The organism is Flavobacterium soli DSM 19725 (genome assembly GCF_000422705.1).
GTDB classification, from domain to species: Bacteria; Bacteroidota; Bacteroidia; order Flavobacteriales; family Flavobacteriaceae; genus Flavobacterium; species Flavobacterium soli.
Genome location: NZ_AUGO01000003.1, coordinates 297741 through 316742, shown reverse-complemented (window position 1 = coordinate 316742; position 19002 = coordinate 297741). Strand labels below are relative to the sequence as shown.

The 19002-nt window shown below is 35.1% G+C and carries 18 protein-coding genes; 9 read left to right on the top strand and 9 right to left on the bottom strand.

Annotated elements, in window-relative coordinates; all coding sequences use genetic code 11:
* Nucleotides 1–9: 9 nt before the first annotated feature.
* Complete coding sequence (locus G508_RS0106845) at nt 10–1248, bottom strand: efflux RND transporter periplasmic adaptor subunit (protein WP_026704619.1); 1239 nt, start codon at nt 1246–1248, stop codon at nt 10–12.
* Nucleotides 1249–1390: 142 nt separating this feature from the next.
* Here G508_RS0106845 and G508_RS0106840 point away from each other — a divergent pair, with 142 nt between their 5' ends.
* Together G508_RS0106840 and G508_RS0106835 are read left to right on the top strand one after the other, a co-directional pair.
* Nucleotides 1391–2737, top strand: a complete 1347-nt coding sequence (locus G508_RS0106840) for a sigma-54-dependent transcriptional regulator (protein WP_026704618.1) — start codon at nt 1391–1393, stop codon at nt 2735–2737.
* 99 nt (nt 2738–2836) lie between these two features.
* Nucleotides 2837–4156 carry a sensor histidine kinase gene (locus G508_RS0106835; RefSeq protein ID WP_342662952.1) on the top strand — a complete coding sequence of 440 codons (1320 nt, stop codon included), beginning with the start codon at nt 2837–2839 and terminating at the stop codon, nt 4154–4156.
* Here G508_RS0106835 and G508_RS0106830 read toward each other — a convergent pair whose 3' ends face one another.
* From G508_RS0106830 to trmB, 3 genes are all read right to left on the bottom strand, one after another.
* The gene (locus G508_RS0106830; RefSeq protein ID WP_026704616.1) at nt 4157–4498 is read right to left on the bottom strand and encodes an MGMT family protein; all 342 of its coding nucleotides are present in this window, start codon (nt 4496–4498) and stop codon (nt 4157–4159) included. It lies immediately after the preceding gene.
* Between the two features lie 100 nt (nt 4499–4598).
* Nucleotides 4599–5234, bottom strand: coding sequence for a LysE family transporter (locus G508_RS0106825; RefSeq protein ID WP_026704615.1), 636 nt, complete (start codon nt 5232–5234; stop codon nt 4599–4601).
* A 2-nt stretch (nt 5235–5236) separates the two neighbouring features.
* Complete coding sequence (gene trmB, locus G508_RS0106820; protein WP_026704614.1) at nt 5237–5911, bottom strand: tRNA (guanosine(46)-N7)-methyltransferase TrmB; 675 nt, start codon at nt 5909–5911, stop codon at nt 5237–5239.
* Between the two features lie 444 nt (nt 5912–6355).
* Between trmB and G508_RS18685 the strand changes: the two genes are divergently transcribed.
* Entirely contained in the window at nt 6356–7501 is a 1146-nt protein-coding gene (locus G508_RS18685; RefSeq protein ID WP_084625925.1) for a glycosyltransferase, read from the top strand.
* Here the strand turns inward: G508_RS18685 and G508_RS0106810 are convergent.
* The gene (locus G508_RS0106810) at nt 7388–8443 is read right to left on the bottom strand and encodes a sensor histidine kinase (protein WP_026704613.1); all 1056 of its coding nucleotides are present in this window, start codon (nt 8441–8443) and stop codon (nt 7388–7390) included. The two genes, G508_RS18685 and G508_RS0106810, sit on opposite strands and share 114 nt — an antisense overlap.
* Before the next feature lie 151 nt (nt 8444–8594).
* On the bottom strand, nt 8595–9278 hold the full coding sequence (locus G508_RS0106805) for a response regulator transcription factor (protein ID WP_026704612.1): 684 nt from the start codon (nt 9276–9278) through the stop codon (nt 8595–8597).
* Nucleotides 9279–9463: 185 nt separating this feature from the next.
* Here G508_RS0106805 and G508_RS0106800 point away from each other — a divergent pair, with 185 nt between their 5' ends.
* From G508_RS0106800 to G508_RS19495, 4 genes are all read left to right on the top strand, one after another.
* A complete protein-coding gene (locus G508_RS0106800; protein ID WP_026704611.1) occupies nt 9464–12202 on the top strand; it encodes a TonB-dependent receptor in 2739 nt (912 codons plus the stop codon).
* A gap of 127 nt (nt 12203–12329) precedes the next feature.
* On the top strand, nt 12330–13523 hold the full coding sequence (locus tag G508_RS0106795) for a hypothetical protein (protein WP_026704610.1): 1194 nt from the start codon (nt 12330–12332) through the stop codon (nt 13521–13523).
* A gap of 203 nt (nt 13524–13726) precedes the next feature.
* Nucleotides 13727–14059, top strand: coding sequence for a T9SS type A sorting domain-containing protein (locus G508_RS0106790; RefSeq protein ID WP_026704609.1), 333 nt, complete (start codon nt 13727–13729; stop codon nt 14057–14059).
* Between the two features lie 107 nt (nt 14060–14166).
* Nucleotides 14167–15105 carry a T9SS type A sorting domain-containing protein gene (locus tag G508_RS19495; RefSeq protein WP_157485895.1) on the top strand — a complete coding sequence of 313 codons (939 nt, stop codon included), beginning with the start codon at nt 14167–14169 and terminating at the stop codon, nt 15103–15105.
* Between the two features lie 85 nt (nt 15106–15190).
* On the opposite strand, the gene G508_RS0106780 is transcribed toward G508_RS19495, so the two are convergent.
* Both G508_RS0106780 and G508_RS0106775 read right to left on the bottom strand, forming a co-directional pair.
* Nucleotides 15191–16129, bottom strand: coding sequence for a hypothetical protein (locus G508_RS0106780; RefSeq protein ID WP_026704607.1), 939 nt, complete (start codon nt 16127–16129; stop codon nt 15191–15193).
* A 25-nt stretch (nt 16130–16154) separates the two neighbouring features.
* Complete coding sequence (locus tag G508_RS0106775) at nt 16155–17111, bottom strand: radical SAM protein (protein ID WP_169628016.1); 957 nt, start codon at nt 17109–17111, stop codon at nt 16155–16157.
* A gap of 180 nt (nt 17112–17291) precedes the next feature.
* Here G508_RS0106775 and G508_RS20585 point away from each other — a divergent pair, with 180 nt between their 5' ends.
* Both G508_RS20585 and G508_RS0106770 read left to right on the top strand, forming a co-directional pair.
* Entirely contained in the window at nt 17292–17456 is a 165-nt protein-coding gene (locus G508_RS20585; protein WP_407918633.1) for a T9SS type A sorting domain-containing protein, read from the top strand.
* 88 nt (nt 17457–17544) lie between these two features.
* Nucleotides 17545–18525 carry a LuxE/PaaK family acyltransferase gene (locus tag G508_RS0106770; protein WP_026704605.1) on the top strand — a complete coding sequence of 327 codons (981 nt, stop codon included), beginning with the start codon at nt 17545–17547 and terminating at the stop codon, nt 18523–18525.
* Here the strand turns inward: G508_RS0106770 and G508_RS0106765 are convergent, their stop codons facing one another.
* Nucleotides 18526–18969, bottom strand: a complete 444-nt coding sequence (locus tag G508_RS0106765) for a retropepsin-like aspartic protease (RefSeq protein WP_026704604.1) — start codon at nt 18967–18969, stop codon at nt 18526–18528.
* Nucleotides 18970–19002: the final 33 nt, after the last annotated feature.

Here is a 19002-nt window from a genome sequence, read left to right as displayed (position 1 = left end):
CTATATTTTTTATTTAAGATTTAAAACCTGAATTTCCATATAATCCTTATACCCCGAAGTAACGACTTTTTCTCCAGCCTTTAATCCGCCAAGAACCTCATAATACAACGGATTTTCACGACCTAATTTAATTTCCCTACGTTCGGCTTTGTCACCATTCACTACAAAGATCCATTTTCCTGCCGTGTCCTGAGAAAAACTTCCTTTTGAAAGAACAGTTGTTTTGGTTTTTTCCGAAAGCATCAGTCTCACGCCAAAACTCAATCCTTGACGAAGGTCTAATTCTTTTGCAGATTCAAATTGCAATTCTACTAAAAACCGACCGTTTTTTACCTCCGGAATCACTTTCGAAATCACCACAGGAATCGTTTCTCCCTTATAATCGACCGTTCCTTTTTGTCCTTCCGAAATTTTCTCCAGATAAAATTCATCCACATCAGCCATCAATTTATAGCCTTTCATCACATCAATTTTCCCGATGCTTTCGCCTGCTACATAGTTTTTACCCAAAACCGGTTCAAACGAAGAAATCCTTCCCGCAAGTGGAGCCGTTACCAAGAAATTCTTTTTGTTATTTCTCAAAATCTCCAAGCTTTTCTGCATAATCCCCTGCGATTGATTAATCTGCGAAATCAGGATGGCATTCGCCTGTTTTTCTTTTTGAACACTCTGCTGAATAATATTTTTTCTTTCAGTCTGAAACCGATAAGCTTCCTTCGTAGTTTCCCATTCATTTTTGGATAAAATCTCTTCCTTGAACAATTTCTCATTCAAAACATATAAATTTTTGGCATCAAGATAGTCGTGCTCAATCGCCACCAAGTCTTTCGCCAAGTTCAACTCTTGAGTTCTCAAATCCAGCTTCGCCTTGTTCAAATTATTGATCTGTTCAATCATCGAAGTTTCCTGTGTCATATAACCCAATTCCGTATTCGGATTATACAATCTTGCCAACGGTTGCCCTTTCTGAACGAAATCACCATTTTCAATAAAAATCTCTTGAATCGAACCGCCTTCAATCACATTCAGCAACATAGAATTCAAAGGTTCAACCTTAGCCTGAAATACAATAAAGTCTTCGAAGTAGGCATTCTCAACCGTTTTGATTGTAATTTCATTTCGGTTTACATCAAGGCTTCTTTTTTTTGTCAAAGCCGAATAGACAAAATAACTTGCCAATAAAAAAATCGGCAAACCAATCAAAAGGTATTTATTTTTTTTATTTTTACGAGGAACGATGGTATCCATTTTCAATTATTTGTAAGATGATATAGCAATTTTATGCCAAAAGTTTAAAGTTTATAAAAGCTTAATTAATAGCGATTTATAGAATTAATAAAAATCCTCAAGTGTCCGATAATGAACACTTTTGTCCGAAAACGAACATACCATGAAAAAGACCAATGCTCAAATTTTAGTCATCGACGATCAGGAAGATATTCTTTTTGCTTCCAAAATGGTCTTGAAGAAACATTTCGAGACGATTTTCACGTTGACTGACCCTAAAAAAGTAATCCGTCTTCTCTCAGAAAACGAAATCGACGTTGTGCTTTTGGACATGAATTACCGTATTGGCTTCGAAGAAGGACGAGAAGGCATTTATCTGTTAAAAGAAATAAAAACCTTTTCGCCCAAAACTGTAGTGATTTTAATGACCGCTTTCGGAAAGGTAGAAACAGCTGTCGAAGGTTTGAAACTTGGAGCGTTTGATTATATCTTAAAACCGTGGGACAATGATAAATTGGTTTCCATCGTAAAATCTGCTGTTGATGAATCCCGAAAAGTCAAGAAAAAAGCATCAACCGAAGAAAAAAAGAACACCGTTTTCATTGGTAATTCTCCAAGCATTCAAAAAGCCTATTCATTAGCCGAAAAAGTAGCCAAAACCGATGCAAATGTTTTAATATTAGGCGAAAACGGAACCGGAAAATTTGTTCTGGCACATTATATTCATCAAAATTCCAACAGAAAAGAGCAGCCTTTTATCCACGTCGATCTAGGTTCCTTGAATGATAACATTTTCGAAAGTGAACTTTTTGGTTATGCCAAAGGTGCTTTTACGGATGCCAAAACAGACACACCGGGAAGATTCGAATTGGCTCAAAACGGAACGATTTTCTTGGATGAAATAGGGAATGTACCTTTGCACTTGCAGTCAAAACTATTACAAGTCATTCAAAATAAATCGGTAACGCGATTGGGAGAAGCAAAATCCCGTCAACTGAACGTGAGGATTATTACGGCAACTAACATTGATTTAAAAAATGAAGTAAGTCATAAAAATTTTAGGGAAGATTTGTTTTACCGCATCAATACGATGGAGATTCTTTTGCCACCACTTCGAGAACGGAAGTCGGATATCGTTTCGTTGGCTTTGTTTTTATTGGAAAACATCCTAGAGAAATATGAACGAAGCGAGATAGTTTTCGATGAGAAAGCATTGGAGCAAATGCAAAAGCATTCTTGGAACGGCAACATCCGAGAAATGGAAAACAGGATTGAGCGTGCCGTGATTTTGTGCGAAAACAATATGATTACTATTTCTGATTTGGATTTGGAAACCATTTCAATAGTAGAAGAAACTAATGAAGATAAGCAGTTGATGGATATCGAAAAGGCAACGATCGAGAAAGTCTTGCAAAAACACAATTATAACATCAGCAAATCCGCCGATGAACTGGGGCTTTCCAGGGCTTCTTTGTACAGACGAATGGAGAAGTTTGAGTTGAAGAGCTAAAAATCAAACACAAATTCCACAAATTAACACAAATTCAATCTGTATAAATCTGTGAAATTTGTGTTGAAAAAACTAACTGTGTTTAAAAAAATAATGTTTATGAAACACTACAATGCCATTTTCATCCGTATGATTCTGATTTTAATCGGGATCGCATTTGGCGTTTTCTTATTCCAAAAGGGATTGGTTTTCTCAGGATTTTTCTGTGCCTTTATTTCTTTTTTGTTGCTGATGGAATTGTATTCATTCGTAAAAAACACCTTTTTATTTTATGATAAAACCATCAGTGCGATTCTGAACAATGATTTTTCAGCTGATTTTTCTAAACATAAATCCTTTGAGAATTACAAAAACCTCTTCAAGCTTTACGATCATTTAAAAAGCAATCAGAACGATCAAGTTTCAAAAGATTTGGTCTATCGCTCGATTTTAAACAACATCGAAACTGGTGTTCTGATTCTACAAAAAGACGAAAACGACTGGAACATTTTCCTGATAAACGATTATTTCTCCAAACATTTTCTCGTGCCAAAAGTTTCGAAATGGCAGTATCTGAAAAGTCATCTTCCATCGCTTTGCAATATTTTAGAAGAACGAAATTTCGAAGAAATAAAAACCTCTTTACAAATCAAGATTGACAAGAAAGAAAGTGAAACTTTTATTCTTCAGGCTTCGTCAACCACTACATTCAACCAAGAATATTATATCATCTTATTGGATTCTATCCAAAAAGTAATTGAGAAAAAAGAAAAAGAAGCTTGGATTAATCTGATGAAAGTCATCTCCCATGAGTTGATGAATTCCATCACGCCAATCCGTTCCTTGACGCAAAATCTGAACGATTTGATGCAACAGGAATCGCTCTCAAAAGAAGATTTAGACGACATCAAGCAAAGTGTTTCGACGATGATTTACCGAAGCGATCATTTGCAGAATTTCGTGGAGAGTTATAGAAAATTGGCAATGCTACCAACACCAAACAAGGAGAAAACAGAACTCAATCAATTGATTGAAGGTGTTCTGCAGATTATGAATCCGCTTTTGAAAAAGGAAAATATAGCGATTCATAACACGATAAATTTCAATCGCTGGCTTTCTGTCGATAAACTGCAAATGGAACAAGTTCTGATCAATCTGCTAACCAACAGTATGTATGCTTTGGAAGGAAAAGCGGAAAAACACATCGAAATTTCTACTGAAATAAAAAGTAACCGTATTTTTATCATCATTTCAGATTCAGGAAACGGCATCGAAAAGGAAATAGAAGACAAGATTTTCTTACCCTTTTTTACTACCAGAAAAGATGGAGCAGGAATCGGTTTGACTTTATCAAAAAATATTATCGAAGCCCACGGAGGTTATCTAAATTATCAGATAGAGGAGGAGCGAACTAAATTTATGATTTGTTTGATGGGGTAGTTATTGAGGCATTTCGGGTTCCCAAAAGTATTTCTCCAAATTCACAATCTGATTGTCTACAATTTTCACACCTTCACTTTCCAGAAGCTGTTGCATTAAATTTGTTCCATCAAAATGATGTTTTCCAGTTAATAATCCTTTTCTATTTACCACTCGATGAGCAGGAACATCATCAAGATTATGCGAAGCATTCATGGCCCAACCTACCATTCTGGCTGAACGGGCGGTTCCTAAACATTTGGCAATGGCTCCATAAGATGTCACTCTTCCATAAGGAATTTGCCTCGCGATAGTATAAACTCTTTCGAAAAAATTGTCGTTATCTGGATTTTTTGTAGCCACACATTACTATTTTAAAAGAAAGCAACTTGAATTTTAAACCATTAAGATATTAAGTTTCATTAAGCCTTAATTTTCTTAATATCTTAATGGTTCAAAAAAATTAATCACAATAATATTTAATCACATTGATAAGCGTGATAATCGAAACCAATCCCGTTATCGAACCGATAATATAATTCATATTGTTCAGGATAAAAGCCGTCTTACTTTCCATTTTTTTAAAGAAGGCGATGTAGCAATAAAACGCAAAATAAGCTCCAATTCCAGAACCAAGTACGAACAAATAAACAAAAGGCTTTTCGAACGAGAAAATATTATACGAATAAAGCGTAACACTTATTAAAACATAAAACGGAATCGGAAAAAGATTCAAAGCCGAAAGCAACATTCCTAGAAAAAACCGACTTCTTTTGGTCCGCAATTTTACTTTCTTTTCCTTCGGTTTCATCTTTTTAGAAGTCCAAAAGAAATAAAACGTCAAGGCTAGAAAAATAGCAAGTCCGATTTCGCGAAGCACAATCACCACATCGGGATTTCGGTTGATGAATTTTGCAAAAATAACCGCCAGAAAGGTCTGAATCAAAATAATAAAGGTAGCTCCTCCAGCAAAAACAAAAGCCCGAGTTCTACCTTCTTCAACACTCACTTTGGCCGCCGTCATGTTTATCAGTCCTGGAGGCGTGATGCCAATTACAGAAGTGATAAATCCTAAAGCAAGCGGTAAAGCTATTGTCATTTTTATTTTATTTTGAATCTAATATAAGTAATTGCTTTGTTAATTTCCAAATATTGTTTTTCATAAAACGTCTGAATACTAGTAACTTCATTCGGACTTCCCTCGTTTTTATAGACATTATGATTGGCATACAAAACCTCGTGACCTTCGCCATGAAGCAATCCGAGTGTGTAACCGTGCATAAATTCGCTATCGGTTTTCAGGTTCATCACGCCATCCGGTTTCAAGATTTTTTTATACAATTTCAAGAATTCCGAATTCGTCATCCTGTGCTTTGTACGCTTGTATTTGATTTGTGGATCCGGAAAAGTAATCCAAATCTCGTCGACTTCATTTTCGGCAAAAATATGGTCAATCAGTTCGATTTGGGTTCTCACAAAGGCCACATTTCGCATTCCGTCGTCAACCGCTGTCTTTGCACCACGCCAAAAACGCGCTCCTTTGATGTCAATTCCAACAAAATTTTTATCAGGATAACGTTCGGCCAAACCAACAGAATATTCGCCTTTTCCGCAACCCAATTCTAGAATCAACGGGTTATCGTTCTGGAAAAAATCCGTGTTCCATTTGCCTTTGAGCGGAAATAAATTCCCCACAACTTCTTCTCTAGTTGGTTGAAAAACATTTTCGAATGTTTCGTTTTCCTTGAATCTTTTTAATTTATTTTTACTTCCCACAACGCTATTTAATATTTTGGTAAAATTAAGGAAATATAAACGAACTCAAATAGTTTTATCTTGCAGTGTGTTAAATTTTTTTGGAGCGAATGGCTCGGGCATTTTCACAAGACCATGTTCCCGTCATTCCTTCCAAATCTTTTTTAAATTGCCTCGGGTTAAAACCCAAGGCAATTTAAAAAAGGATTTTCCCTCCAGCCGGGGCTAAATGGAAACTCTATTGTTTAGTTGGAATCGGAGTTGAAGGGAAAGTTTATCCCGAAGTTTCGGGAGAAGCCTAAAGATTTTAGTTTAGCCCCGATGCTGTCCCGAAGCTTCGGGATTTGAGCTCTTAAAACTGTGACCAACAGTTTTAAAGCGAGTTGCTGCAGCGGGAACATGGATTAAAAAGTGCCTAAAATTTTGCTCTAAATAAAAATGAATTGATTTTAATAGAAGCCAGAAATGTCTAAAAAAAATATTCTTGTTGCACCATTAAACTGGGGATTGGGTCACGCTACACGTTGTATTCCTATCATTAAAGCTTTGGAAAACCAAGGCTATAATCCTATTATTGCCTCAGATGGAATTGCACTCGAGATGCTAAAAAAAGAATTTTCGCACCTGCAAATTTTAGAATTGCCTTCTTACGAAATTGAATATGCCAAAAATGGCAATCATTTTAAATGGAAGATGATCAAGAACACACCAAGAATGATTGAGGCCATCCTCAAGGAACGAAAAATGGTGAAAGGTTGGATTAAGGAATATAATATTTCTGGGATCATATCCGATAATCGATTGGGAGTTTATAGCAAGAAAATCACGTCGGTTTTTATCACGCATCAGCTGAATGTTTTGACGGGAAATACCACTTGGATTACAAGCAAGTTGCACCAGTTTATCATCAAGAAGTATGACGAGTGCTGGGTTCCTGATATTGCCGAAACGCCCAATTTGACGGGAAAATTAGGGCATCTTGAAAATCCGCATTTCAAGATAAAATACATTGGACCATTGAGCCGTTTGCATAAAAAAGTGCTTCCTAAAAAATATGATTTGATGGTGATTCTTTCGGGACCTGAACCTCAAAGAGGAATGCTCGAAGAGAAATTGGCCAAAGATCTATTGGAATATAGAGGCGAAGTTGTTTTCATAAAAGGAAAGGTCGAAAAGGAACAGGTTGTAGAGCAGGTTTCAAATATTACATTCTATAATTTTATGACAACTGAAGAACTTGAACAAGCGTTTAATGAAAGTGAAATCGTGCTTTGCCGTTCAGGTTATACAACCGTGATGGATTTGGCTCAATTAGGTAAGAAAGCATTTTTTATTCCAACTCCGGGACAATATGAACAGGAATATTTGGCTAAAAAATTAAAGAAAGAAGGATTGGTTCCTTATAGAAAACAAGACAAATTCAAGATTGCACATTTGCTGGAAGTGCCACTTTATAAAGGGTTGCAATCTTTTGAAACCAAGATAACCTGGAGTTCGCTATTTACTCTTTTCGAGGGTAAAGGAGAACTCCGATCCGATACCAAACTGACTTTCTACATAAATTTTCTCATCGTGAGCTTCGATAATATGTTTCACAATCGAGAGGCCTAAACCGGAACCACCTTCGGCTCTTGCACCACTTTTATCGACACGGAAAAAGCGTTCGAAAAGTCGCGGGATATATTGTTTTTGGATGCCTTCGCCATTGTCTTTCACTCGGATTATGACTTTGTTGTTGACCAAATCTTCAATTCCAACCTCGGTATAACCGTCTTGTTTTCCGTATTTTATAGAATTTACAACTAGGTTTGTTACCACTTGCTGGATTTTTCCCCTGTCGCCAAAAACCATGATTGGTTTTGAATATTTGTTGTCGAATGAAAGGATGATGTTTTTTTTCTCGGATTCCATTTCGAGCAAATCGAAAACATTTTGCACAAGTTCGACAATATTGAATTCTTCCATTACCAGATTCAAATCGCCCATTTCAAACTTTGAAATCATATCCAAATCGTTCACGATATAGGTCAATCGTTCGACACCTTTTTCGGCACGTTGGAGGTATTTTTTTCGAAGTGTCTTGTCGTTCATCGCTCCATCGAGCAACGTGAGAATATAACCTTGAACCGTAAACAAAGGGGTTTTGAGTTCGTGCGAAACATTGCCTAGAAATTCCCTTCTATATTCCTCACGGACTTTCAGGGTTTCGATTTCGAGCTTTTTATCGGTGGCAAATTTTTTCACTTCTCGTGTAAGTGTTGCCATGTCGGTAGTGATATGCTTCTTGGGAAACGAACTAGCTTCAAGGAACGAAACGTCGTCGTAGATTTTTTTTACCCTTCGGTAGATAAAGAATTCTACACGGTATTGGATGACTAAAAAGGAAAAGATATATAACGAAATGGCAAAAATGAGCAGGAATAAGGTTAGCTTTTCCTGATTGGGCTGGAAGATCAAATGGCTGAGAATCCCCACAAATCCTGTTGCAAAAACGGTAATGTATAGTGCTGATTTTACAGCAAACTTGTAGGTTCTTTTAAAATTTATGGCCATTTTGTTATTGTTACTAAGAGGCTAAGTTACTGAGTTGCTAAGTTAAAAGCAACAATAAAAATCAGTAAAGGGGTGCTTAGTTGCTCAAAGTCTGATATTTAAAATTTGCAGTTCCATGACTGCGAACTGTTACTGTAAACTGAATACTAGATTAAACTTCGAATTTATATCCAACACCTTTGATGGTTTTGAATAAGTCTTCTCCAATTTTTTCTCTTAATTTACGGATGTGGACATCTATAGTTCTTCCGCCAACGATTACTTCATTTCCCCAAACCTTATCCAAAATTTCTTCTCTTTTGAATACTTTTCCAGGTTTTGAAGCTAAAAGATAGAACAATTCGAATTCTTTCCTTGGCAAAACGATTTCAATATCGTCTTTCACGATTTTATATTCCTCACGGTTGATTTCGATTCCACCAACGTTTAAAGTTTCAGAATTTTGTTCATCGTCTTTTAATCTTCTCAATAAAGCTTTCACTTTGCTAACCAACAATTTTGGCTTGATTGGTTTGTTGATATAATCATCCGCTCCAGCATCAAATCCTGCAACTTGAGAATAGTCTTCGCTTCTTGCCGTAAGGAATGTAATGATCACGTTGCCTAATTCAGGAATCTTTCGGATGTTTTCACAGGCTTCCATTCCGTCCATTTCGGGCATCATTACATCCATGATAATCAGTTGTGGTAATTCTTTTTTCGCTTTTAGAATAGCTTCTTTACCGTTACTAGCTGTTACGATTTGGTAGCCTTCCTGTGCCAAGTTATACCCTACAATTTCAAGGATATCCTGTTCGTCATCTACTAGTAAAATCTTGATGTCTTTTTTCTTCATGATAGCAAAATGTTATGATTTGCGGATGTAAATGTAAATATAAAAAAAAGCGATTTAAACCTGTTAACTATAATTTAATCTCTTAACAATTGCGTAATCTTTAGGATACTTAATAGTAATAAGTCGGTAACATCAACTTTACAACTCAGCCTTTCCTTTGCATAAAATTTTAACAATCAAATAAAATGAAATTTAAATTTCTATTGATCACATTATTTATCTGTGTTGCATCATTTTCGCAAAACAAAGGTACGGTTTCTGGAACAATTACAGATAAGGATCTGAATGACGAAGTTTTACCTTTTGCTAACGTTATGATAAAAGGAACAACTATCGGTATGTCTACTGATATGGACGGGAAATATTCTCTTAACGTTGCAGCTGGAAATCATATTTTGCAAATCAGCTTTGTAGGTTATGAAAGTGTTGAGGTTCCTTTTACGGTTAAGGCAAACGAGACTACAACTGTAAATCAATCAATTGGTTCAGGAAGTGTGAAGCTGGAGGATATTGTGATTACAAATAATGTAAACAGACAAAAAGAAGCCTCTTTGTTAATTGAGCAAAAGAATGCTGTAGAGATTAAGCAAAATATTGGAGCACAAGAATTGTCTAGAAAAGGTGTTGGTGATGTTGCATCAGCTGTAGCAAAAACTTCAGGTATCTCTAAACAAGAAGGAAGTAATAATGTTTTTGTTAGAGGTCTTGGGGATCGATACAATTCAACTTCTATCAACGGGCTTCCAATTCCTTCGAATGATCCTGAGAAAAAAAATATCGCCTTGGATTTATTTTCTACTGATATTGTAGAGTACATTTCTATTGATAAGGTTTATAACGTTAGAAATTTTGGAGATTTTGCAGGTGGAAATGTAGATATTACTTCTAAAGATTATAAAGGAAAAGGAATGTTCGAGATCTCTTTGGGGTCAAAAATCAATAGCAATGCAATTGACAAACAAAATGACTTTCTTTTGCAAAGAGGCCCAAGAACTACAGGATTTGTATCGTATGGAGTTCCTAAGGATCCTTTGACAAGTTTTAGTTTTGAAAACAGCTTGACACCAACCAAAGAAGCTCCATTTGGAGGAAATATTTCGTTGAAGGCTGGAGAATCTTTCGAAATTGGGGAAGAAGGAAAATTGAACCTTTTTGCTACAGCAAGTTTCGATAGCGGTTTTGAACAAAGAGAAGGATTGAATCAAAGTTTGAATGCTCAAGGTGCAACTTTGAAATCATTCCAACAAGAAAGATTTAGTTACAAAACAAATACAACAGGAATGTTCAATGCTAATTACCGCATTAACAGTGATCATAAAATTGGTTATAACTTCTTGTTTGTAAATTCTTCTGATCAGTCTAGGGATACTTATTTTGGAGAAGACAGGGATTTTGATAACTCAGAGGCTGATCTTTTGGTTCAAAGAGCAACTTTCATCCAGAATACAATTATGATCAATCAGTTATTAGGAAATCATAAATTGACAGATAAGCTGGGACTTGATTGGGGTGCATCTTTCAATACTGTAAAAGGTGATATGCCAGACAGAACTCAAAACAAGATGTTTTATACTAGAGATACTCAGGCCTATACTTTAGTTCAAAGAACAGTTACTGATAACCACAGGTATTTTCAAAACTTGACAGAAGATGAACTGGCAGCAAATTTATCTTTGACCTACAAATTGGGTGACAATGAAAATGGAGATTCCAAAGGGAAAATAACTGCAGGATATAACGGTAGATTTAAAAAACGTGATTTTGAAGCGATTCAATTCAATTTTGGATTGACGCAAGAGGCTCAACAAATTGCGGTTGACCCAAATGGGTTAGATGTAATTTTTAATCAGCAAAATTATGGTGATTTGTTTACTACTAGTTCATTTGCAGGAATGACACCTCAAACTTATAGTGGAGAACAAAACATTCATGCTGGTTTTGCTAATTTGGAATACAAACTTTCTCAAAAACTAAGTGGAGTATTTGGAGTGCGATATGAAAAAGTGGAACAGAGTGTTGAATGGAGAACACAGTTAGATGGTGATGGAGGTACAAATACTTTTGACAGAAATGAATTTTTGCCTAGCCTTATCTTAAAATATGAATTAAACGAAAAGCAAAATCTACGTTTTGCAGCTAGTAAAACCTATACCTTGCCACAGTTCAAAGAAAGAGCTCCTTTTCTTTATGAAGATATTACAGAAGTAAAATTTGGTAATCCATACTTATATCCATCACAAGATTATAACTTGGATTTAAAATGGGAAATGTTCCCTAAGGCCGAAGAACTTATCTCGGTTACGGTTTTCGGAAAATATATCGTAGATCCAATCAATGAAATTACACTTGCTTCATCAACAAATGATATTTCTTGGGTAAACATTGGAGATCAAGGATATGTATTGGGTGCTGAATTTGAAATTAGAAAAAATATTTTCAAAATCGATAGCGAGTTAACCAACAAGTTATCAGCAGGATTGAATGCTTCTTATATGAAAACACATCAAGATATTGATAGTGAAAAAGTTCGTCTTGATACTGAGGGAACATTAAATGTAAACATTACAGATACAGAATCAAGCTTTACTGGGGCTTCAGATTTAATTTTAAATGCAGATTTATCGTATGCTAGAAACTGGTCAACAGATGCTGGATTTATTGCAACTGTAGCTTACTCTCATTATTCTGATCGTTTGTATGCTCTTGGAGTTGAACAAAAAGGAAACTTGGTAGACAAAGGAATGGGAACTTTAGATTTTATTTTCAAAACTAAAATCACTAAAAACCTCGGAATTGATTTGGCTGCTAGAAATATCCTAAATCCAGAGTTTAAGAGAGTTCAAGAAAACGCTACTGAAACGCTTCCAGCTGTAAGTTATAAAAGAGGTGTTGTTTTTGGATTGGGTATCAACTACCAATTCTAAAAAGCCTTGAAGCTCTTAACATTAAAGTAAAGTATATATAACGAATAGATTACAAGTTGATAACATTCAAGAAACTTGTGGTTCGCACTTTTGCATCAGAAAACATAACTAATTTATATTTTTAAAAATGAAAAAATCAATTTCAAAAATTTTCGGTTTAGCAGTTTTATCGCTAACACTAATTACAACATCTTGTTCTAGCGATGATTCAGGAAGTAATAATGATGATGGTCCATCAAGTTCTTTCGTATTGAATAGAGAAGATCTTAAAGGAGACATTAATGACGGAGAGGTAATCCTTGAGTCAGGAACTTATAAGCTTACAGGAAAACTTATAGTTAATAATGGGGCAAAGCTTACTATCAAAGCGGGTGTAAAAATTGAGGCTACTCAATTAGATCCAAACCAATTTGAATCAGTTAGATATATCGCAGTTGCTCAAGGTGGTTTGATCGATGTTCAAGGAACAGCTTCTAGCCCAGTTGTGATGACTGCTGCTGTACAAGCTCCAGGTGCATGGGGAGGTCTAGTACTTTGTGGAAAAGCTGCTATCAATAAAGGGACTACTGCTTCTGCAGAAGTTTCAGAATTAACTTATGGTGGATCTGTAAATAATGATACTTCTGGATCTATCAAATATTTGAGAATTGAATATTCTGGATATTCTTACTCTTCTGATAAAGAATTTAACGGTCTTTCTCTTTTTGCTGTAGGAAGTCAAACAGTTATCGAATACGTTCAGGTTTATGAAGGTTCTGATGATGGTTTCGAATGGTTTGGTGGTACAGTTAATGCTAAATATTTAGTAGTAACTAGCAAAGGTGCAAACGTTGGTGATGATTTGTTTGACTGGACAGAAGGATGGATTGGAACTGGTGAAAACTGGTATGGTATCAGAACTAATGCTGGTAACAGAGGAATCGAAGCTGATAACAACTCAAATAATCACTTAGCAGCTCCAATCTCTAGCCCAAATCTTAAAAACATCACATTGATTGGTGCTGGTTCAAATGATACAAGTTCAGAATCTCAAGGTATGAAATTGAGAGTTGGTACTAAAGGTATGTTTGATAACGTAGTATTGAAAGGTTGGAAAACTGGTTTTGATGTGCAACACGATGAAGGAGTTGGATATGTTGGAGCTAGCTTGAAAGCTACAAAAGTGAAATTTGAAGATGTTACAACTAAATCTAAAGGGACAAAAACAGATGCTTCAGTTGTTGATGTAGCTGCTATTTTTACAGAAGATAACACCGCAACAGGAGCTGGAAATGGTTCAGGAATCCCTACTTGGACAGCTGGTTGGACAGTAGGTTTGTAATCCAATTCAAACCCTACCATAATTAAAAATTTAGGTTTAAGTTAAATAGAAGCATCCGCCAATCCGGCGGATGTTTTTTTTTTTTGGTACAGTATTTGACTTTCCACTAAAAGAAAAAATGTGTTTTAGTATAACTTTTATAGTTAAATCATAATTTTTAATTCGCAATTATTTTATACCTTTGACCTAACCAAATGTTACCCATGACTAAAAATTACTTTTATAGCATCCTCTTGCTTCTATGCTGTTTCGCTTCGCCGCTCGTGGCTCAGGAAAACAAACAGCAACCTACTGCTGCTATAGAAGAATTGAGTTTCTACCCAAACCCGGTTAGCAACGGTAAAATCTACATTACTTCCAAGACTTCACAAAGCAAGGAAATTGCGATATATGATGTTCTGGGAAAAAAAGTACTTCAAGCTTCTTTGAATGTAAATGCAAAAGAGTTGAACGTGGCTTCACTTTCGCCTGGCGTTTACATCATTAAAATCAAAGAAGGAGAGGCTACAGCCACTAGAAAGCTGATAGTGAAGTAATTTGATTTCTTAAAATGTTATAATTTAATAATTTTTTCACATTGGATGTTGAAAAACTTGCAAAATACTCCCTATCTTTGCACTATAAAATTTTAAAAAAAACACAAATGAAAAAACTTTACACTTTATTAGCTGTTGCAATAACGGCAACTGGATTTGCACAGGTTTCTTTACCATTTTCTGATACTTTCAGCTATCCGGCGGGAAATTTACACGAAACAGCACCTTGGTCTGTTGTTGGAACTGCAAACGCAACTGATCATATAATATTAGATGGAACTAAAGTTGCATTTGATGGAGGAGGTACAGATTGTCAAGTTTTTATAACTCCTCAATCAAGCGGAACTATCTACTTTAAGTTTACGTTAACTGTTTTGTCGATGGCTGGTGTAACTGAAGCAAATGGAGGTTATCTTGCTGGTTTTGCACAGAATAATACAACTTTTGGGGGAACATTATGGTCTAAGAGAGTTGATGATAATACTTTTAATTTAGGTATTGAAACTAGAACTGGTACTGCAGCAAATACTACTTACACTACTGATACATACACCACAGGAACAAGTTATGATGTAGTTGTTGCTTATACATTTGGAGAAGGAACAAGTGATGATACAACTAAATTGTGGATAAACCCTTCAACTAATGATGAAGCATCTCCTCTATTGACTGATACTCATACAGGTTCTGACTTGACCTCTATTGTTAGTTTCTTTTTAAGACAGGATAGTCCAACTGAAACACCATCTGTAGAAGTTGACAATCTGGAAATTGCAACAACATTTGCTGCAGTATTATCAACTGGAAAATTTAACTCAATCCAGGGTTTAAAAGTATATCCAAACCCAGTTGTTGATGGAAAATTGTACATCAACACAGATGCAAACTCTTCTAAAGAAGTTGTGATCTACGATGTACTAGGAAAACAAGTATTGAAAGCTACAACTAACAATACAGTAAACGTTTCTAACTTAAACGGAGGTGTTTATATCGTTAAAATTACTGAAGAAGGAAAAACAGCTACAAGAAAATTGGTGATCAAATAATTCCAATTTAACTATATTTCAAAAGCCTCAAGTAACGTTGAGGCTTTTTTGTTTTATTGAGGCACATTAATAATAAAGTAATGAATTACTCCTTTATTATTAATGTGCCTCTTTGAAATCTTGTCAATTCATCAGGATTGGCTATGTTTCTATATTTTTTAATGACATCATTGTGAACTAAATTTATATTTAGTTCAACCCTATCCCTATAATTTTCTCCTATGAAATTAATTACTGTTAGGTTGTGTTTGCTGCAAAGTTCTAAATAATATAAATAAGAAAGCCTATTAGTGTATGCAATTGAATTACCTGCCCAAAAGGACCAATATTTATCAGAATATTTCAAAAAATTAAACTCTGAAATGGACTTGTCTTGAAAAAAACCAGGATTGGCGAAATGGTCTATAAAATTTATTGTATGTACGCCAAAGCCATCCTGCGTTAACCACTTTTTAGTTTTTTCAAATAGGGTGTCCAAGACATCAGGCGGTATGTGTTCTAAAACCACTTGCGAAGAAATATAGTCAAAACTATCCGAATGGTTTTCAATATCGTCAAACCTATAGGGAGCGATATAAATGATGTTTAAGGACTCGAAAAGCGATGCAAATGATTTCTCTTTCTTTATTATGGCAATCAGGTCATTTATTTCACTTTTAGTATAGCTGCTTTTTAAATAAATTTCATTTAGAAATTCCATCGTTTCGATGTAGCCTATCTGTTTTTTAAATGTTGAAAATCTAATGTCTTGGGTGATATCTACCGTGATGACTTTTTTAAACCCCAATAATGACAATATAACGGCAGATAGGATAGAATATCCTGTCCCTATTTCTAAAGCAGTCGTTCTTTCTTTAATAACAGAATTACAATAACTAAATTTTCGCAAGCATTCATGACTTTGATATAAAAACACATTGCGATGGTAGTTTTTATTAAAAGTAGCCGGCAGATGATTAAGCTTATCACCTATCATGGTTACTGCTAAAATTTTTTGTAAAGATGCTTTTATTCTCCAATTCATGGTGTTTGGCTATATTAGGATTATACTAATTTACATCAATAGAGTAATTAAGTATATTTCTATTCATTGATCCTAATTTATTTTTAGAAGTAAAGATGTTTTTAAACAATACTTTGTTCCAGCCTGTCCGTTTTTTCCATTCTAAAAAAGTTTCATTTTTATAATCAAAGCCTTCTTTCCAATAAAATCTTGGGGATATATAACAAAACACAAAAGGCATTAAATAATTACTATTGTTTGCTGTTGCTACAATTGATGTTTGCTGTTCGTTTCGGCTAATAGAACTAGGATATATTAAAGTAATCGCACTTTTTTCTGCTTCTATTTTTAATTTATTAGAAATGGTTTTATAATCAATTTCTATTTTTTTTAGACTATAATTATTGTAAACTGTACCTTCGCCCACCTTATCTATTGGCCTAAGCTGTATAACATCAATAGCATAGTCCTTATATGAGGTAAATAAATCTGTCAATTCATAAAAATTATCTTCATTAAAAGTATAGTTTATACGCAATAACAACTTGGGATTTGACTTTTTTTGTTCCGATATTAAGGCTAATGTTTGATGAAATAAATCGAAACTTCCTCTTTCCATAAAATTTTCATACGTTTTTTTCGTCACCCCATGAACGGAGATAATAAATTCATTTAGCCCAGCATTTACATAATCAACTATACTTTCATTTGTCAATAGATTACCATTGGTAACCATGCTAATATGTGGGACTTTATACCGTTTGGCTATTTCAATCAACTTTTTGTTATGGTTAAAAAGTGTTGGTTCGGCGGCACAGCCTATTTGAAGTTTTAAAGCATTTTTAAAACTTGCCATTGCAATTTGTTCAAGATCTTCTTCTTTCAAAATCCCTTTCATCTTTTCTTTAACATAGCTGTCATTACTAAAATTGCACATTTTACAACGAAAATTACATGCTAAAACAGGGTCTAAAAAAACAGCTATGGTTCTTTTATTAGCCATGTTTAGAAACCATAATCCCAAGAATTTTATGCGATGACTTTTTATTAAATGATTTAATTTAAGGACTTTGTATACTTTCATGCAAATAATTATAATTCTATTTTAATCAAAAGTAATTATTAATTTAGAAAAAAGGGTATTGAAGATGAAACTAGAAATATTTACAAACCTATATGCTAGATTCTGAAGCATCAATTAAAAGTTTTTTCAATCGAAGGTAAAATGATTACTACTATAAAAGCTGAAAACAGTCAAATCTATAGATTTTATAACAGTAATTTTTCAAAAGGAATGTATATTTATCAGTTGAAACTACTGATGGAAAGATTCATTCAGAAAAGCTAATCAAAAGCTAAAATTAAATTTAAAATCTCTAAAAGCTCCAACACCGTTGGAGCTTTTTTTATTTTCTTACTTTTGCAAAAAAAAAAACTTGATCCCAACTCCTGACATCTTCAACATTTCCAGCCAAAAGCAATTTGAAAAGATCGCCCTCAAGGTGTTTCGTTTTCAATATGACAACAATGCCGTTTACCGTCAGTTTTGTGAATTATTGAAAGTAGAGAAGGGAAGTGTGAAAGCATTACAGGAAATACCGTTCCTGCCCATCCAGTTTTTCAAGAGTCACGAGGTACTTTCGGATGAAAATCCAGTTCAGGAGATATTCACAAGCAGTGGAACTACAGGAATGGTTACAAGCCGTCATCTGGTTACTGATGTTACGCTTTACGAAGAAAGCTATCGGAAAGCTTTTTCTGAATTCTATGGCAACATCGAGGATTATGCCGTTTTGGCGTTGCTTCCGTCCTATCTGGAGCGTCAAGGTTCATCACTGATTTATATGGTGGAGGATCTTATCAAGCTATCAAATAACGAAAACAGCGGTTTTTATTTGCATAACCATGATGAATTGATCGAGAAGTTAATCGAACTCGAAAGTCAAGAACAAAATGTAATACTGATTGGGGTTACTTATGCCTTGTTGGATTTGATAGAAAAGCGAAAGTTCAATTTCAATAATACCATCATTATGGAAACGGGTGGCATGAAAGGCAGGCGAAAGGAAATGATTCGGGAGGAATTGCACGACCAACTTTGCAAAGGATTTGGCGTTACAGCCATACATTCGGAGTATGGAATGACCGAGCTATTGTCGCAAGCCTATTCCCTCGGAAACGGAATTTTCGAATGCCCGTCCTGGATGAACATTCTCATTCGCGATACCGAAGACGCCTTGACGTATGTAGAAAACGGAAAAACAGGAGGTATCAACGTTATCGATTTGGCCAATATAAACTCCTGTTCCTTTATCGCCACACAGGATTTGGGCAAAAAATATCCCAACAATTCTTTCGAAGTATTGGGACGTTTTGATCATTCTGATATTCGGGGTTGTAACCTGATGGTGTTGTAATTAGAGCTTTCTCAAATACAAATATTTATTCGAGTAGTCAATAATTGCCTTCCCTTCTAACAAAACATCGGCTCCAATAATCCCTTGTACCGGCTTTGTTTTATGTTGCTCCAATGCCTGATTGACATGTGATAAATCAAAGATGATGAGGTCGAAACTCGGCCATTTCCACATTCCCAGCTTCAACCTGTTTTTCTCCGAAACCTGTGTCAGCATCCCTACGGCTCCCGCTCCCGCTGCCTTTGTTTTTGACTTTTTGGCAACTAATGTAAAAAGTTCGATACATTCAAACCCTACACAACTGTTTGAAGCTCCCGTGTCGAGAATGAAATTTCCCTTAATGCCATTAATCTCAGCTTTTATCAACAGGTGCTGCGTTTTGGTCACCTTAAATTTTATCTTCTTATAGTTTTCCTTCTTGAGGAGTTCTTGTATTTTCTTCATAAACGTAAATGAAAGCAGTTGTTTTTTTTAAAG

What these genes read in the sequence shown, in the direction of transcription:
- G508_RS0106845 (WP_026704619.1), bottom strand. Translation starts at nt 1,248, where the DNA reads ATGGATACCATCGTTCCTCGTAAAAATAAAAAAAATAAATACCTTTTG.
- G508_RS0106840 (WP_026704618.1), top strand. Translation starts at nt 1,391, where the DNA reads ATGAAAAAGACCAATGCTCAAATTTTAGTCATCGACGATCAGGAAGAT.
- G508_RS0106835 (WP_342662952.1), top strand. Translation starts at nt 2,837, where the DNA reads ATGAAACACTACAATGCCATTTTCATCCGTATGATTCTGATTTTAATC.
- G508_RS0106825 (WP_026704615.1), bottom strand. Translation starts at nt 5,234, where the DNA reads ATGACAATAGCTTTACCGCTTGCTTTAGGATTTATCACTTCTGTAATT.
- G508_RS18685 (WP_084625925.1), top strand. Translation starts at nt 6,356, where the DNA reads ATGTCTAAAAAAAATATTCTTGTTGCACCATTAAACTGGGGATTGGGT.
- G508_RS0106810 (WP_026704613.1), bottom strand. Translation starts at nt 8,443, where the DNA reads ATGGCCATAAATTTTAAAAGAACCTACAAGTTTGCTGTAAAATCAGCA.
- G508_RS0106805 (WP_026704612.1), bottom strand. Translation starts at nt 9,278, where the DNA reads ATGAAGAAAAAAGACATCAAGATTTTACTAGTAGATGACGAACAGGAT.
- G508_RS0106800 (WP_026704611.1), top strand. Translation starts at nt 9,464, where the DNA reads ATGAAATTTAAATTTCTATTGATCACATTATTTATCTGTGTTGCATCA.
- G508_RS0106795 (WP_026704610.1), top strand. Translation starts at nt 12,330, where the DNA reads ATGAAAAAATCAATTTCAAAAATTTTCGGTTTAGCAGTTTTATCGCTA.
- G508_RS0106790 (WP_026704609.1), top strand. Translation starts at nt 13,727, where the DNA reads ATGACTAAAAATTACTTTTATAGCATCCTCTTGCTTCTATGCTGTTTC.
- G508_RS19495 (WP_157485895.1), top strand. Translation starts at nt 14,167, where the DNA reads ATGAAAAAACTTTACACTTTATTAGCTGTTGCAATAACGGCAACTGGA.
- G508_RS0106780 (WP_026704607.1), bottom strand. Translation starts at nt 16,129, where the DNA reads ATGAATTGGAGAATAAAAGCATCTTTACAAAAAATTTTAGCAGTAACC.
- G508_RS0106775 (WP_169628016.1), bottom strand. Translation starts at nt 17,111, where the DNA reads ATGGCTAATAAAAGAACCATAGCTGTTTTTTTAGACCCTGTTTTAGCA.
- G508_RS0106765 (WP_026704604.1), bottom strand. Translation starts at nt 18,969, where the DNA reads ATGAAGAAAATACAAGAACTCCTCAAGAAGGAAAACTATAAGAAGATA.